This window comes from Shewanella sp. 10N.286.52.B9 (assembly GCF_002873635.1).
Taxonomy (GTDB): domain Bacteria; phylum Pseudomonadota; class Gammaproteobacteria; order Enterobacterales; family Shewanellaceae; genus Shewanella.
The window spans coordinates 42021-58694 of the sequence record NZ_MCTY01000169.1 but is presented as its reverse complement, the minus strand read 5'-3'; the positions used below and the strand labels follow the sequence as shown (position 1 = coordinate 58694).

The 16674-nt window shown below is 42.5% G+C and carries 9 protein-coding genes; 5 read left to right on the top strand and 4 right to left on the bottom strand.

The features are described 5' to 3' along the window. The first annotated feature begins 105 nt into the window (after positions 1 to 105). The 4 genes from BCU91_RS10670 (at position 106) to BCU91_RS10655 (ending at position 5177) form a co-directional block, all read left to right on the top strand. Positions 106 to 2034 carry a WecB/TagA/CpsF family glycosyltransferase gene (locus tag BCU91_RS10670; RefSeq protein ID WP_102531443.1) on the top strand — a complete coding sequence of 643 codons (1929 nt, stop codon included), beginning with the start codon at positions 106 to 108 and terminating at the stop codon, positions 2032 to 2034. Positions 2035 to 2042: 8 nt separating this feature from the next. Continuing rightward, complete coding sequence (locus tag BCU91_RS10665) at positions 2043 to 3437, top strand: NDP-sugar synthase (protein ID WP_102439636.1); 1395 nt, start codon at positions 2043 to 2045, stop codon at positions 3435 to 3437. 54 nt (positions 3438 to 3491) lie between these two features. Further along, positions 3492 to 3896, top strand: a complete 405-nt coding sequence (gene tagD / locus BCU91_RS10660; protein WP_102439637.1) for a glycerol-3-phosphate cytidylyltransferase — start codon at positions 3492 to 3494, stop codon at positions 3894 to 3896. Positions 3897 to 3959: 63 nt separating this feature from the next. Then, entirely contained in the window at positions 3960 to 5177 is a 1218-nt protein-coding gene (locus BCU91_RS10655; RefSeq protein ID WP_241900947.1) for a CDP-glycerol glycerophosphotransferase family protein, read from the top strand. 78 nt (positions 5178 to 5255) lie between these two features. On the opposite strand, the gene BCU91_RS10650 is transcribed toward BCU91_RS10655, so the two are convergent. Together BCU91_RS10650 and BCU91_RS10645 are read right to left on the bottom strand one after the other, a co-directional pair. Further along, positions 5256 to 8486 carry a DEAD/DEAH box helicase gene (locus BCU91_RS10650; protein ID WP_102531442.1) on the bottom strand — a complete coding sequence of 1077 codons (3231 nt, stop codon included), beginning with the start codon at positions 8484 to 8486 and terminating at the stop codon, positions 5256 to 5258. Positions 8487 to 8651: 165 nt separating this feature from the next. Further along, positions 8652 to 10604 carry a monovalent cation:proton antiporter-2 (CPA2) family protein gene (locus tag BCU91_RS10645; RefSeq protein WP_102439639.1) on the bottom strand — a complete coding sequence of 651 codons (1953 nt, stop codon included), beginning with the start codon at positions 10602 to 10604 and terminating at the stop codon, positions 8652 to 8654. Between the two features lie 180 nt (positions 10605 to 10784). On the opposite strand from BCU91_RS10645, the gene BCU91_RS10640 reads away from it, so the two are divergent. Then, complete coding sequence (locus BCU91_RS10640) at positions 10785 to 11681, top strand: GGDEF domain-containing protein (protein ID WP_102476168.1); 897 nt, start codon at positions 10785 to 10787, stop codon at positions 11679 to 11681. Here BCU91_RS10640 and tilS read toward each other — a convergent pair. Together tilS and dnaE are read right to left on the bottom strand one after the other, a co-directional pair. After that, positions 11658 to 13031: a tRNA lysidine(34) synthetase TilS gene (gene tilS / locus BCU91_RS10635; protein WP_102476169.1), complete on the bottom strand. Its 1374-nt coding sequence runs from the start codon at positions 13029 to 13031 to the stop codon at positions 11658 to 11660. The two genes, BCU91_RS10640 and tilS, sit on opposite strands and share 24 nt — an antisense overlap. 64 nt (positions 13032 to 13095) lie before the next feature. Beyond that, positions 13096 to 16572 (bottom strand): DNA polymerase III subunit alpha, encoded by a 3477-nt coding sequence (gene dnaE / locus BCU91_RS10630; protein WP_102476170.1) that lies wholly within the window; start codon positions 16570 to 16572, stop codon positions 13096 to 13098. Positions 16573 to 16674: the final 102 nt, after the last annotated feature.

The following is a 16674-nucleotide window of genomic DNA, read 5'->3' as shown; positions in this document are numbered from 1 at the left end:
AAAAACACAATAACACACTATTAATTAGATACTTAACAAATATGGAATAGTTCGTGCTTTAACAAGGTATCGAACGATTAATCATTGCATTTTATGAGGTACGGTATGGACGCTCATCAATCAGTAAACACTCAAACCCAGTCGCAGGCATCAGACTCAACCTTATTGTCAGTCCGCGCTTTTGATTGCTTTATGGCGATAATATTACTGGTTTTAATGCTACCAATAATGGTGTTTAAAACCTTAATACTTGCCTGCTCAAAGCAAGCTATTTTTGATGCTATCTACATTCATGTATCAGATCGCCAAGTTGCGCTGTATCAATTTAGCCAAGGGCGCTTTTCAAGACTGCCGTTTTTATTGGGGATCATTAAAGGCGATATTGGTTTTTTAGGCAGTGCCTTTGAGTATTGCGTGTTTGAGCCAAGTTCAACCAATAGCCGCCCTGGTGTTTTTTCCATTGAAAAAATGCAGCGCAATATGGGGATTGAACATATCAATAATGCAGCCCCTGAATTTAGCAGCTTATTTCATTACCTAATTAACCTAAGTAAGTGCCTAATTTGCCGTTTAATTGTTGTCTCTACTGAGCTGAATTACCCTGAGCAATTCAACTTACTTGGGGTCAATATTGATAATAATAAAATGGCTGACAGTGTTGAAAAACTGGTTAAAGCAGCGCAGCACTCTGTGGGCGATGAAACCCAACATTTTGCCTTTGTAAATGCAGACTGCTTGAACATTGCCTCAACAGACAGCTCTTATAAAAATATTCTCAATCAATGCCAGCAAGTTTTTGCTGATGGTAGCGGTATTCGTATTGCTTGCCAGCTACACGGTATCGGCCTTAAAGACAATGTGAATGGTACTGATATGCTGCCGTTACTGTGTCAACACGCCAGTGAGCAAGGGATAAAACTGTTTTTCCTGGGGGCAACTGCTGGCACCACTGAAGAGGCGGCAACCAACCTTAAACAGCAGTACCCTGATTTACAGATAGTGGGCTGTCATCATGGTTATTTAAATGAAAGCAACCAACAAGAGGTGATTGAGCAAATCAATCAATCAGGGGCGCAGCTACTACTCGTCGGCATGGGGGCGTCAAAGCAAGAACATTGGATTGAGCAACATAAATATCAATTAAAGGTGGGCGCAGCCGTTGGGGTTGGTGGACTGTTTGATTACTTCGCCAATAATGTTTCTCGTGCACCTATTGCTGTCAGACAAGTAGGAATGGAATGGATATGGCGCTTAGCACAAGAGCCACAACGCATGTGGAAACGCTACGTGGTGGGTAACCCGCTATTTTTAGCGCGAGTGTTAAAGCAAAAACAACAGCTAAATTTGGCCTCAGCCACCAGCCAAGCTAAGGCTCAGCCGCTATCAGCTATTTCAAATCACAACCGTCATTGGTACTTCTTTAAAATCAAATGTGGCCAATTTGCAAAACGCACATTCGATATTGTTGCTGCTAGCATTTTGCTAATTTTATTAGCGCCATTATTTGCGTTAACCGCATTAAGTATCCGAATTGAGTCGAAAGGGGCGATCTTTTTTTCACAAACACGCAGTGGCAAAAATAACCAAGCATTCACCATGTGGAAGTTTCGCTCAATGTATATTGATGCCGAGCAAAGGTTAGAAAAAATCAAACAAAACAATGAAATGCAAGGTGGCGTCATTTTCAAAATGAAGCAAGATCCGCGTATTACCACCATAGGAAAACTTATCCGCAAAGCTTCAATCGATGAGTTACCACAACTTTGGAACGTGTTAATTGGTGATATGTCACTAGTTGGCCCAAGACCTGCACTACCTAATGAAGTAAGCCAATATCAGTTAAGCGACCGTCGCAGATTAGGGGTAAAACCTGGCATCACCTGCATTTGGCAAGTTAGCGGACGCTCAGATATTCCTTTTGATAAGCAAGTAGAACTGGACATTGATTACATCTACAAACAATCGCTTAAAGAAGATATCACACTGTTATTAAAAACTATTCCAGCTGTACTTTTGGCGCGTGGCGCCTACTAGGAGACCTTATGCAAGCTATCGTATTTGCCAACCGCAATGGAAATGAATTAGCGCCGCTAAACCAGCAATATTGCCCAGCGCTATTACCGCTAGCAAACAAGCCTCTAGTGGAGTACACCCTAGAAGATTTAGCGGATGCAGGCATAAGCCAAGTCAAAATGGTGATTTGCGCTGATGCAGAACAACTGGAAGCCCAAATTGGTAATGGCCAGCAATGGGGTTTGAATATTGAGTATTTTTTAAGTAAGCCACAAGAAGCAGTTAATAGCGTGCTTGCCAGAATGCATATCGATAACACCACCCAGGCATTAGTGGTTCGAGGCGATATATTAAGAAGCCCTTGCCTAGAGCGTTTTGTGGCATTTTCCAGCATGGTACCCACCAAATTTGTTCACGCAACAATGGAGCAGCGTAACCCTGGAATGATGATGCTACCCGCTGGCTGGAAACACAATCAATTGCTTAACTGGCCACTGCAAACCACAGCGGTAGATCATGATGATAGTATCGCCCAAGTGCTTCATGGTCAGTGCTTTTATTTAGACAGCTTATCAGGCTATGTGGCAGCCACTGAATTTGTGATTTGTAGCAAAATATTTAGCAGTAAAGGTCGCAAACACCAAACAGGCTCAAGCAACCAAAGCCTTATGGTTGAAGCCCAATGCGAGCTGCCGCAATTAGATAGCGCCGAGGTGTATGGCGCAATTGGTGAATACACCAAAGTGTCTCATAAAGCTCAATTAACTGATGCGGTGGTGGTGGGAAAATACTGCTTTATTGAAGATAGCCAGATCCAAAACAGTATTATTTTGCCTAATACCTATGTTGGGCCGCAATTATCGGTTAACAATAAAATCATTTCCCAAGACTTGATGATAGACCCACAAACCAGCAGTTGGAGCAAAATTGAAGATCAAAGTTTAATCGCCACATCGACCCAAAGCGCCAGTAATTACCACACGCTAATGCAGCGTGGACTAATGATGATGTTTTATATCTTACTGTCACCACTATTACTGACCTTATTTGTGGGCGCATTGATCATCAAGCCCAATAAACCACTGCTGACTGAAACCGTGATTAACAACCACAATAAAGCCGTTAAAGCGCACAAGTTTAATTTTAACAACAAGTTTTTTTCACTACTGCCACAACTTTGGTTAGCAGCCAAAGGCGATTTAGCCCTATTTGGCGCATCCAGTAAACATAAGCATTTGCATGACAGCAACACCACTTATGGCGTCTATGGTCCGGTGCAATTGAACTTTGACCAGCACACCCCTGATGAAGAAATACAAATGGTTGAAATGGAATTTGCCCAAGCGCAAAAGCCACTTTACCTAGCAAACATATTGCAGCAAAAGTTTCACAGCAAACAAGCTGACATCATCATTAAAAGCTAAATTGATTTTAAATTAGAGATTGCAGCTAATTACTGATTAAAAAGGATATTCATTATGAAAACCATCATTACATACGGTACATTTGATTTATTCCACTTTGGCCATGTGAGATTATTTCAGCGCCTAAGCAAAATGTGCGATCAACTGATTGTTGGGGTTTCTACCGATGAATTTAATGCCCTAAAAGGCAAGGCAGCTTTCTTTAGCTACCAGCAACGGGTAGAAATTGTGGCGGCTTGTAAATATGTATCAAAGGTCATTCCTGAGCATAACTGGCAGCAAAAATCAGCTGATGTTAGCCGTTTTGATGTTGATATTTTTGCCATCGGCGATGATTGGCAAGGTGAATTTGATTTCTTAAAAAGCCAGTGCGAAGTCATGTACCTCACCCGTACCGACGATATTTCAACCACTGAGATTAAAAATAACCTCGCGGTTAAATCTGTTAATGCTGCCTAAGCTTATTAGCAGTTTAGTGCTAAACTTTGTATTTAAAGGAATTTACAGTCAAGGAGACATTGCATGAGCCAATTTATTGCCAATAGCATCAAATATGTCATGACTCAAAGCGTATATTTTTTATCTGGCTTAACGCCAAGAACGCGCAAAGCAGTGATGGGGTGTTATAAAAATAAATTTGCCGATAATAGCAAATACCTGTTTTTACATTGGCAGCGCACAAAAACGATCCGCGCGATTTGGATAAGTGGCGATGGCGATGTTATCAGCGCATTAAACCAACAAGGCTATGAGGCGTATCACCGCTGGAGCGCCAAAGGGATTTATCATGCGTTAACCGCTGAGTTTTATTTCTATACTAGTTATATTGGTGATATTAATCAGTATTTTGCTAAAGGTGCCACCAAGGTTAATTTATGGCATGGCTCGCCGCTAAAACGTATTGAGTATGATATTAACAACGGCCCGTTATTAACGATTTATCACCCTAAAAGCCTGAGCGAAAAGCTTAACTCTGCAAGTTTATACCACCAGCAAAAAGTAAAGCCTGATCATATGATTGCCCCCAGTGATTTAGTGGCCAACCTTTTTGCCAGCGCCTTTAACATCAACCTTAACCAAATGCTCAATTGCGGTAATCCGCGCACTGATTATTACAGCCACTACCCCGAATCAAATTCCTTAGCTGATGAACTTAAGCAAATTAATCACGCTGACAGTATTATTCTTTATGCCCCGTCATGGCGTGACGCCTCTGCCCTTGCTGAAAAACAATCGAATCCTTATTTGCAAGCATTTGATTTTGAGTTGTTATCGGCTTATTTAGTTGCTAATAAGCAGCTATTTTTATTACGGCTTCACCCTAATGAAGCCCAACTTGGCAATGATATATCCAATTACCCTAACATTATTAATATCAGTGATTGGCAAGATACCTATGAAATTATTAATGAGGTTGATCTATTAATTACCGATTATTCGTCTTTGTATATCGATATGCTGCAAAGCCAAGCGGATATTGTGTTTTATCAATTTGATCAGCAGCAATATAGTACTGACAGCCGCCAATGCTATGACTATGCAGCGTCTATTCCTGCTGCGGGTAGGGTGATAACTGAATTTAGCCAACTTATGGCTTACCTTGCTACGTCGTTGGATAAAAACGATGCTAGTCAGCAAGCTGAGCATAAAAAAAATAGAGCTGAGTTATCTCAGCTCTATTGGCAATATCAACATATCAATGTGTTTGATTGTTTGGATGAATTTGTTAAGGCTAAATAAAACCCCATCAATGACTTACTAACAAGCGACTAGCGACTAGCGACTAGCGACTAGCAACTAGCAACTAGCAACTAGCAACTAGCGAAGCAGTGACAGTAAATCATCTGCATTACCTGTCCACTGGCTTTTAGCGCTGCCTGCAAGAATGCTATCAGCTAGGCTTTGTTTGTGCTGCTGCATCTCTTGAATTTTTTCTTCTACCGTCCCTTGGGCAATCAGTTTATACACAAATACAGGGTTGAGCTGACCGATACGGTGCGCCCTATCTGTGGCTTGCTTTTCGGCAGCCGGGTTCCACCATGGGTCAAAATGGATCACGGTATCGGCGGCGGTTAAATTAAGCCCTGTGCCGCCCGCTTTTAGGCTAATCAAAAACACCGGAATTTCACCTTCTTGGAAGGCGTCAATTTCAACCTGACGGTTACGGGTTTGCCCTGTAAGCTTGCTATAGCTTATGCCTAAATCAATCAACTCTTGCTCAATTAGCGCCAACATACCGGTAAACTGGCTGAAAATAAGGATTTTACGGCCCTCTTCAACCATCTCGGGTACATTTTCAGTCAACCAAGTGAGTTTGGCGTTATCTTTGACGTACTGCGCTTGCTCTAGCTTCACTAAGCGTGGATCACAACAGGCTTGGCGTAGTTTAAGCAATGCATCTAAAAACTCAATGTGACTGCTTGATACACCTTGTTTAGCAAACAATTCACGTAATTTTTTCTCCATCACTAAACGGATACTTTCATATAAATTACGCTGATCTTTTTCTAACTCTAAGGTTTGAATGATTATGGTTTTTTCTGGTAGCTCCGACATTACTTCGCTTTTGGTGCGGCGCAGTAAAAACGGCGCAATACGATTGAGCAATATCGCCGATTTTTCAGTATCAGCTTGCTTTTCAATCGGGCCTCTAAATTCTTTATTAAAGTAATTATGCTGACCTAATAATCCCGGTAAACAAAAATCCATTAGTGATTTTAACTCGCCTAAATGGTTTTCAAGTGGCGTACCTGATAAGCATAATCTAAATTGGCCTTTGAAGGTTTTAAGCGCTTGAGTGACTTTTGCTTGGGCATTTTTAATCTGCTGTGCTTCATCTAAAATAATATGCTCAAAGCTGTATTCGCTATAGAACAATTCATCACGCAAGATCAAAGGATAAGTGGTCACAATCACATCGTAATCTGCAATCTGCTCAAGTAATGCCTGACGTTTACTGCCGTGTACCACCAGCACTTTTAAACTTGGGGTAAACTTTTGTGCTTCTTTAAACCAGTTGCCCACTAAACTGGTGGGACAAACAATTAAACTGGGCCTAAATGCCCGTGGATTAACTGCGCTGCTTTGTTGCTTTGATTGTTTCGCTTTAAGTAAAAAAGCGAGCGTTTGCAGGGTTTTACCTAGCCCCATATCATCTGCAAGAATACCGCCTAATTGGTATTCTTTTAAGAAACACAGCCAGTCATAACCTTGCTTTTGATAGTCACGTAAGGTGGCATTAAGCCCTTCTGGCAGCGGCGCTGACTCTATGCCTTTAAACTCGGTAAGTTTATTGGCTAACTGTCTAACGCGCTCACCATTAAGTAACCGAATATCGCTTTCTGATAACTCATTCAATAAGTCAGCCCGATTGCGAGGGACTTCTAGTTGGTCGCCACCACCACGCTGGAATAACTCTTGGATAACCGAAATAAGCGGTTTAATGGTTTTGGCTTTAATCTTCACAAAGCGGCCATTAGGCCCTGGCAGAATGAGCTCCTGCTCGTCATCTGGCTCGCCATTTTGCTGCAGCCAACGGGCAACTAAACTTAATAAAGGTACACTTTGGCCATCAATATCAGCATTAAGTGACAGTGAGAACCAGCCGCTGTCTTCATCATCGTCAAGGTCAACTTCAATGTCGGCTTCAACAATATTAAGGTCAAACTCTGGGGCAAACTCTACGTTATAGCCTAACTCTTCTAAGGTCATCACCCCAAAGGTGGTGAGCTGGGCCCACTCATTCACCATATCAGGCATTAAGCCTAAACTGTAAAAGCTACTGGCATGATTATAAGTCAGCAGGCTGTTATCAATAAGTTGCAATTGCAAGCTTTGTAGTATCTGCACCACTTGCGCTTCTTGCTCAGGATCACGATGAATTTGATACTGGACTTTACCTTGCTTAATCAAGGTGATTTTTTCGCGAGCTAATTTGCCTGACAACAGCATATCGCCATAGCCAAACTGCAGCTGTAATACCGGCTGCATAACTGCGCTGTCGCTTAATTGCACCATGGTAAAAGTCAGCTTTGCGACTAATGGCTGCTCAATTTCATAAAATTCAATTTCACTGGGTACAGGGACACTTTTAGGGGAAAAGTGACGCAACATTTTATCGCTGATATCGTCGACTTTATCTAATGGCACTGGCGGCATTTGTTGCAATAGCTTTAATTTTTCAACGCTTAAGTCAGTATCCAAATGACCAATCTTTAGATAGTCTAAATCCATAAACATCGGTGGATTGGTGGCAATAAACTCCCAGTTTTCAAGCTCAGGCATGGTCATACTGATTTGCGTATGACGGGTATCAGTTTCTTGCCAAATAAAGTCTGGGGTTAATACGCGGGTCATCTGAATTGGGGTGCGGCTTTCTTCCCAAAAGCAACTGCCAAGTTGGATCATCTTATTTAATGCCAGTGCGCAAATTTCACCTTCAAGATAGATTTTTGAGGCACTTTTTGAAGACGATAATAATAAGCTGATGATTTGGCTATCTTCAGCGTTAATCCACCATGGCAGATGATACTTCACATCATTTAACGCAACTTTACTGCCTTTGTTGTACTGCAGTTTTTTGTTTAATTTACTGCGTTTAAACTCAACAAAAATACCATGATGATCGCTTGATAACACAAAGATTATCCGTTCTTTATCTTCATCATCTTCGGTCTGTGTGAGGGTATCTTGCTTATCTAATTGTAAAATCCATTGGCTAAGACGCTGCTCTTCAACTGGCTTTTTATCCACTAACGCCAGTAACGCTGCGGCAACGTGCTTACAATTGCTAGCAACAGGGCAAGTACAATGAGATTTCATCACGATTTTATGATTGACATTGACCAAGCTGATGTCTTGACGATAAGGCTCGGTGGCGGTTCCTACCACATAGGATTCAACATTGTGGTTATCTTGACTGGCGTGAACGTCGAGTACCCGCCCTTCAATCAAATAATTCTGCGCCTTTTGCAGTTGAGTAGATGAAAATAGCTTAGCAACAAGTTCTAAGGTAATTTTTATTGGAAGATTAAACAATTTGGCAGACATGCATTATTCCATACGAGCAGTAGCAAAAGATGGCTACACAACAACGAGCGTAACCATCCATTCTATGGAAGATGCCTGTAAAATTCTACCGTGACATGCGCTTTAATTATTTTTTTTAAGGCTAATATCATAGAGTGCGTAAGCTAATTGATGCTAGCCTTGCAACTAGCCTTGTAATAAGTGCTCTTCAATGGCTTCAATTGCACGGGGTTTTCCTACCACCATCACAATGTCACGGCGCTCAAACACCCAATCATCCGGCGGTGGACTTATCTCCTCACCTTTACGTCTAACAGCTCGTGCTTCAACACTAAACTGCGACCAGTCAATATCGGTGAGTTTCTTGCCGATAGCATCTGCACCTGTATCTAACGCCACAGCATGCAGCAGTTCCAAGGTAAAGTCGGTTTCGGCGCCAGTGAAAAAACCATGTAAATATTGGTAGTGATTACGGCGCTCAGACTCTAAACGTTTAATAATTCTTGGTAGCGGCACGCCACATTTATACAGCACTTGCGACACCAGCATTAAACTGCCTTCGAGCTTTTCTGGAATAACTTGAGTGGCGCCAGCTTCTGTTAAATTTTCTAATTCAGCATCATCTGTAGTGCGAACAATAATTTTAGTTTCAGGGGCTAATTTACGTGATAATGCTAAGCAGTCTTCAACTTGCCTTGACTCACCAAAGGTGATCACCACCATGCTGGCTCGGCGAATACCAATTTGCTTTAACAAGCCCATTTTACAGGCATCACCAAAATAGACCGGCTCGCCTGCAGCGCGGGCTTCAGAAACACGTTTGGGATCTAAGTCCAGCACCACAAATGGCACCGCTTCGGTTTTTAAAAAACGCGCAATGGTTTGCCCTACACGGCCATAACCTAATATTAATACCAAGTCGCCATCATCAGGGCTGGGTAAAATGAATTCTTCATCCATTTGATCTTTACTATTGGTTTTACCCTCAATTTTTGCCGCAATATCAACACAATGCCTGACTAACCAAGGTGCGATGGACATGGATAACACCGCCACCATCACTAAAATGGTACTCATTTGAGTTTCTAATAGCTGATAATTAACCGCCAAGGCTAATACCACAAAACTGAATTCACCCACTTGAGCCAAACTGATAGCCGTACTTAATGCCACTTTAAATTGCTCGCCCCCAAGCTTTAATAAACCAAACACCACTAAGATTTTGGTCATTAACACTGCAATGAGGATTAATAAAATTTGCCACCAAAACTCAACAACAATAGCAAAATTTAATAGCATACCAATGGAGATAAAAAACAGTCCCATCAGTAAATCTCTAAATGGTCTAATATCCGCTTCTAACTGACGTCGATACTGACTTTCCCCTAACAGCATCCCCGCTATAAAGGCACCTAACGCCATGGATAATCCCAGCCACTGGGTAAACGCCCCAGTAACTAACACCACCACTAAGGTTGATAATACAAACAATTCGTTAGAGCGAGAGCGGGCTACTTCATCAAAAATACGCGGTAAAATCCATTTACCAAATGACATCAATGCTAAAAAGGCCAAAATACCAGTGAACAGCCCCCAAGCGATTTCAACAGCGCCCATGGCTTCACTGCTAGGAGATAACAAAGGTAATACAATCAGTAGCGGTACCACGGCAATATCTTGAAATAACAGCACACTGACAGAGAGCTCGCCATGTCGGCGACGCATCCAGCCTTGATCATTAACCAGTTTTAGCACAATCGCCGTTGATGATAGCGCCACAGCAGAGCCAATCACCACCGCAGCAACCATATTTTGACCGAATAAGTAGGCGACTAAACCGGCAATTAATGCGGTGAATGTCACCTGAGCACTGCCTAAACCGAATACTGTGCGGCGCATAGACCAGAGCTTAGGAACCGAAAACTCTAACCCTAGGCTAAACATCAGCAGCACCACACCCAATTCTGCCACTGAATGCATTTGCGCTTGAGTAAACCAATGAAAGCCACTAGGCCCGCTGAAAACCCCGGTTAGCAGATAAGCTAAGATTGGCGGTAACCCAACTCGGCGTAACAAAGAAATTGCCACTATCGCAATGACTAGCATTGAGAGAATATGGATGAAAATACTGTGCTCCATAAAGGCATGTTCTCCGAGTCAATAAAATAACGATTAGATAAACAGTCTATTAACAAAGTGACAAATTAACAATAACCTTATGAAAATGGTAAATAAAAAATAACAGGCATAGTTATTGCTTAATGAATTTATCAAACGGATAACAATTAGAAACTTGAAATCATCATTGGGATAATAGCTATGGACTACGCAGTAACGTCACAACCATACCCGAAGTTAACTATAAGTAAATCAGAAGCTTATTATAAAATAACCGATGAAGAACCTAGGCTTAATTTACTGGCAGTGTTACAGCAATTACACTCAAATTTAGACCCTGAAAGCGTTTTTGCCCGCTATGGCAAAAGCATCGGACAAGTTTTGCCGATCCGCGGCATCCAGCTTAATCACCAATTAAAACTGAATTGGGGTCGTTGCCAGGGACTCAGTATTCAGCGAGTGATCACCGGTTTTGGTGAGCCCTATAGCATTAAATATTACTTATCTACGCCACTGACACCAAGTCAAACAAGATTGTTAAACACCTTAGAAGAACTGTTCAATCAGCCATTACATAATGCCTACCAATATGCGCAGATGTCGAACCAAGCGATGTTTGATGCCCTGACTGGGCTAGGTAATCGCTATTATTATCGGCAAAGTATTAAGAGTGCACTGGCAAGAGCTAACCGAAAACAAGCTGATATTTCTCTGATTGTGCTGGACTTAGATAACTTTAAAAACCTCAATGATCAACATGGTCATAAACTGGGGGATACGGTATTAAAAGAGTTTGCTGATTTATTAAATGATGCTATCCGCAATACTGACCAAGCATTTCGAATTGGTGGTGATGAATTTATAATTATAGCCCAAGGAAAAGAACATACGATGACACCATTGTGTGAACGTATTATTGCGGCAATAAATAGCCACCCATTAACCAGTGCATTTAAGGTGCAATGCAGTATTGGGGTGGCTGAGTTTTTACCACCACAAACCCAAGACAAACTTTATGAAACTGCAGATATGGCGTTGTATGCAGCAAAAGCCGCGGGTAAAAACGGCTTTAAATTAAGTATGCAAACAAACGCCTAACTCGTTATGGCTGGCAAGATAGCGTTTATCAACCCAAAAACCAATGGCGGCAACTAAGGTGTCATTGTAAAAAATAAGCGGTATTTTATGCCTTTGCCAAGGTGGCACGGCTAGCTCCTGCCAAACTTTTTTAAGCTCACGGCCTTTATCACGAAAATGCGGCTGACAGCGAATACTGCCTTTGGCGCCAAATGAGATAGTCACTTGCTCCGTTGTCGCTAACCTTAGTCTTACTCCCGTTTGCGTTAAACCAATAGCGCAGTCAGCTAGCTGATTCATCTGCACGGTTAAACTCAATTGCTTGCCAGTACACAATGACTGAATATTGCCAATCAACTCAACATCATCTGGCTTTTCATTACTAACAGGCACCACAAATGCCTTGCCAGCAAAACGCTTTATTGAGTAATCACCACAAAAAATATCCACCTTAGCATCATCAGCGGCATAGATCAGCTGCTGTAAAATTTGTTCCAGCTGCGATTGAGACGGCAAATTAAACCCTAAAGATTGAATAAAGCCCCGCAGCAACAGGGCTTGCCATTGAGGTGTTTGGTCTGACAATTGCTGTAATTTAAAAGCGGGCAACTCAAATGGTGTTGCTGTATCAAGCCATGCGGGTAAGCGCGTATCAACTTCATCTTCAATCACTTGCTGCTGCTCAGCGCATAATTTAGCACTGCGTGATGCGGTGGTGGCAATACTTGGCCAGCGAGCTTTTAATCTCGGAATGATGTCATGGCGCAGAAAGTTACGGTCAAATTGCTCATCTTGATTACTTTCATCTTCAATGTGCTTAAGTTGGTTATCACTGGCAAAAGCTTCAATTTGCTGGCGAGTAACATCAAGTAACGGCCTAACAATCCAACTTTGATGATTAAATGGCTGCATGGCGCCCATGGCCGCTAAGCCCTTGGGCCCTTGACCACGTTTGAGGGCTAACAGTAAGGTTTCCAGTTGATCATCTTGATGATGGGCGGTGAGTAATATATCGCCTTGGTTAAGGTATTTTTTGAAGACGTTATAGCGGGCATCTCTGGCGAGCGCCTCTAAACTTTGCCGCGCAGCTTTATTAATCGCTACACGTTCTATCTGTATGGGTAACTGATAGTGCTTAGCCTGAGTGAGACAATGATTGACCCAATGCTCTGCATTGTCACTAAGTCCATGATGAACATGGACTAATAAGCAAGGGATATTAGGGTGCTGCTGGGCAAACTGGCTTAAACCATAGGCAAGGCATTCAGAATCAACCCCGCCGCTGTAAGCTAATACTAACTTAGCCTGAGGCTGTGCGTTTAATAGCACTAGCGCATGCGCTTGTATCGCTTTGCAAATATCTACGCTCAATGGATGCCTCTATTGCCCAAATGGCTCAGCAATGTGAGCCCGAAACCAAAGCCAGTTTGCTAAATTAATTAAACACGATTTTGACGTTTTTAGAGCCCACTAGACTTTCAATTGCCAGCATCAGTTCATCGGTTGGATTCACCCGCCATTCATCACCAAGGCGTAATTGGCCTGCTGCTTGTTGCTGCTGATAATTAATGATAACCGGCACACTGCCGTTTTTCCATGGCGTTAATGCTTGCTCAAATTGCTCAAGCCAAGTTTGATTGATGTCATCAGCAGTAATGTTTATTTCCACTGCATTGGCAAAGTGGCTACGAGCCTCGCCAATTTCAATGATGTTGCGGGCAGTCATGCGATTGCCACCAGCAAAATCATCAAAGCTGACCTCACCTTCACAGATCAAAATTTTATCTTTTTCAAGCAAGTGATTAAACTTTTCAAACGCTTCAGTAAATAGCATCACTTCTAAGCGTGAGCTTTTATCATCTAACGTCACCAGCCCCATTTTTGAGCCACGTTTGGTTACCATCACTCGAGTGGCAATAACTAGCCCCGCGGCCTTCATGGTTTTACCGCGGTCAGTCGGATGGACGTCTTTTAAACGCCCTGAAGTGTACTGCTTCAGCTCTTTTAAGTATTGATTTATCGGATGACCTGTAAGGTATAAACCTAAAGTATCACGCTCACCTTCAAGCCAAACTTTATCAGGCCAAGGAGTACATTCAACAAAGTTTTGTTTATTGTCTTCTGGTTCAGAGTTAAGTAGGCCAAACATATCGTTTTGGCCAATAGCTTCAGCTTTGGCATGCTGGGCCGCGGCCAAAATCGCTTCTGGTAAGGTGGCAATCATCGCCGCGCGGTGCGGACCTAAACTGTCTAATGCACCGGCACAAATCAGTTTTTCGATGACGCGTTTATTGAGCTTTTTAAGATCAATTCGGGCGCAGAAATCAAATAAATCAATAAATGGTCCGTCTTTTCGGGCATTGAGAATCGATTCCACTGGGCCATCACCAACCCCTTTAATCGCACCGATCCCGTAGACAATGTTAAGCTCGTCATCAACGGTAAATTTGAATAAGCCTTTATTCACATCCGGTGGAATAAGCGGTATGCCCATGCGTTCACATTCATCGACTAAGATAACGATTTTATCTGTGTTATCCATATCTGCTGACATTACCGCCGCCATAAACTCGGCAGGGTAATGGGTTTTAAGCCATAGGGTCTGATAGGAAACCAGTGCATAGGCAGCTGAGTGAGATTTGTTAAAACCATAACCGGCGAATTTTTCAACCAAGTCGAAGATCTTCATCGACAGGTCGCCATCAACACCGTTATTGATAGCCCCCTCTTTAAAGGTGCCGCGCTGCTTTGCCATTTCTTCTGGTTTTTTCTTACCCATTGCACGGCGTAACATATCCGCGCCACCTAGGGTATAACCGGCAAGAACCTGGGCAATTTGCATCACTTGTTCTTGATACAAAATAATGCCGTAGGTTGGCTCTAACAGCTCTTTTAATGACTCATGTTGATATTCTGCATCAGGGTAAGAGACCGCTTCACGGCCATGCTTACGCTCAATAAAGTTATCTACCATGCCTGATTGCAATGGGCCTGGGCGAAACAGTGCCACAAGTGCAATCATGTCTTCAAAACAATCGGGTTGCAGACGTTTAATCAAATCTTTCATACCACGGGATTCTAACTGGAATACCGCTGTGGTTTCATAGCGCTGAAGTAATCTAAACGACTTAGGATCGGTTAAGTCAATGGCCTCAATCCTGACGGGCTCTTTGCCCTGCTTTGCTAGGCGCGGGTTAATCATTTGCAGCGCCCAATCAATAATGGTCAGGGTTCTTAAGCCTAAGAAATCAAACTTAACTAGCCCTGCGGTTTCTACATCATTTTTATCGAATTGCGTTACTGGGTTTAAGCCTTCAGCATCACAATAAAGGGGCGAGAAATCAGTGATAACTGTCGGTGAGATAACCACGCCACCAGCATGCTTACCGGCATTACGAGTAACACCTTCAAGTCGTCGACACATGTCAATCAGCTCACGGACATCTTCATCAGCGTTATACGCTTCTGGTAATGATGGCTCCACTTCAAAGGCTTTGGTCAGAGTCATCCCGGGCTCTGCAGGGATCATTTTTGTTAACCGTTCAACAAAACCATAGGGGTGACCGAGTGCACGGCCAACGTCCCGTACCACAGCTTTTGCCGCCATGGTACCAAAGGTAATAATTTGTGATACCGCATCTCGGCCATACAATTCAGCAACGTGATCGATAACTTCATCACGTCTATCCATACAGAAATCGACATCGAAATCAGGCATAGAGACACGTTCTGGGTTTAAGAAACGTTCAAACAGTAAGTCGTACTCTAGTGGGTCAAGATCGGTAATTTTTAGTGCATATGCCACTAATGAGCCCGCACCAGATCCACGACCCGGTCCAACAGGAATATCGTTATCCTTACCCCATTGAATAAACTCCATTACAATAAGGAAGTAACCAGGGAAGCCCATTTGGTTAATCACTTTTAGCTCAATATCTAGGCGTTCATCATACTCGGGACGCTTTTCTAAACGTACCTGTTCATCAGGGAATAAAAATTCCAGCCGCTCTTCTAGGCCTTTTTCCGACACTTCGACGAGAAAGTCTTCAATGGTCAAATCGCCCGTTGGGAAGTTAGGCAAGAAATATTCGTGTAAACGTATAGTCACATTACAGCGTTTGGCGATTTCCACACTGTTTGCCAGTGCTGATGGAATATCAGCAAATAACTCACACATTTCTTCTTCTGTGCGTAAGTATTGTTCTTTACTGTATTTTTTCGGTCTGCGAGGATCAGCTAAAGTAAAACCGTCATGGATCGCCACCCGTATTTCATGGGATTCAAAATCATCGGCCTTTAAAAAGACCACCTGATTGGTCGCCACAACAGGTAGATTGCGATCAGAAGCTAATTTTACCGCCATGTGCAGATAGCGTTCTTCATCAGCTCTGCCAGTTCGCAAAAGCTCTAAAAAGTAACGATCTTCAAAATGGGTTTGATAGAAATTTATCAGCTGATCAACTTGGGTTTGGTTACCTTTTAATAATGCCTTACCAACATCGCCTTCTTTCGCCCCAGAAATAATCAAAATACCTTTATTAAACTTAATCAGCCACTCTTGATCGATAACCACTCGCCCATCTATTTGGCCACGTAAATAGGCCTCACTGATGAGCTGGGTTAAATTTTGATAACCGTCGTTATCTAAGGCGATGATAGTTAAGGCGCAAAACTCTTTTTCAAAACCTGGGACTTTCATCCAAAAATCAGCGCCAACAATCGGCTTGATCCCTGCCCCATGACAGCCACCATAAAACTTTACCAGACCACAAAAGTTATTTTGATCTGTTATCGCTAGCGCCCCCATTCCAAGCTCTTCGGCTTTGGCAATAATAGGTTTAACTTTTGCCACGCCATCTGACATGGAAAAATCACTGTGAACGCGAAGATGAACAAAACGAGGATCGGACATAGATTATAGTATCTTTGAAATGCGTGATTAAAAGGAAAAAACTGCTAGCCAGATTAACAAACTAACCCCAAATTTAATAGAACAGATTAGGGCTATCATCGC

Bases quoted from the DNA above. Each gene is read 5' to 3' on its own strand.
- BCU91_RS10670 (WP_102531443.1), top strand. From the start codon at position 106: ATGGACGCTCATCAATCAGTAAACACTCAAACCCAGTCGCAGGCATCA.
- dnaE (WP_102476170.1), bottom strand. From the start codon at position 16,572: ATGTCCGATCCTCGTTTTGTTCATCTTCGCGTTCACAGTGATTTTTCC.
- BCU91_RS10655 (WP_241900947.1), top strand. From the start codon at position 3,960: ATGAGCCAATTTATTGCCAATAGCATCAAATATGTCATGACTCAAAGC.
- BCU91_RS10665 (WP_102439636.1), top strand. From the start codon at position 2,043: ATGCAAGCTATCGTATTTGCCAACCGCAATGGAAATGAATTAGCGCCG.
- BCU91_RS10645 (WP_102439639.1), bottom strand. From the start codon at position 10,604: ATGGAGCACAGTATTTTCATCCATATTCTCTCAATGCTAGTCATTGCG.
- BCU91_RS10650 (WP_102531442.1), bottom strand. From the start codon at position 8,486: ATGTCTGCCAAATTGTTTAATCTTCCAATAAAAATTACCTTAGAACTT.
- tagD (WP_102439637.1), top strand. From the start codon at position 3,492: ATGAAAACCATCATTACATACGGTACATTTGATTTATTCCACTTTGGC.
- BCU91_RS10640 (WP_102476168.1), top strand. From the start codon at position 10,785: ATGGACTACGCAGTAACGTCACAACCATACCCGAAGTTAACTATAAGT.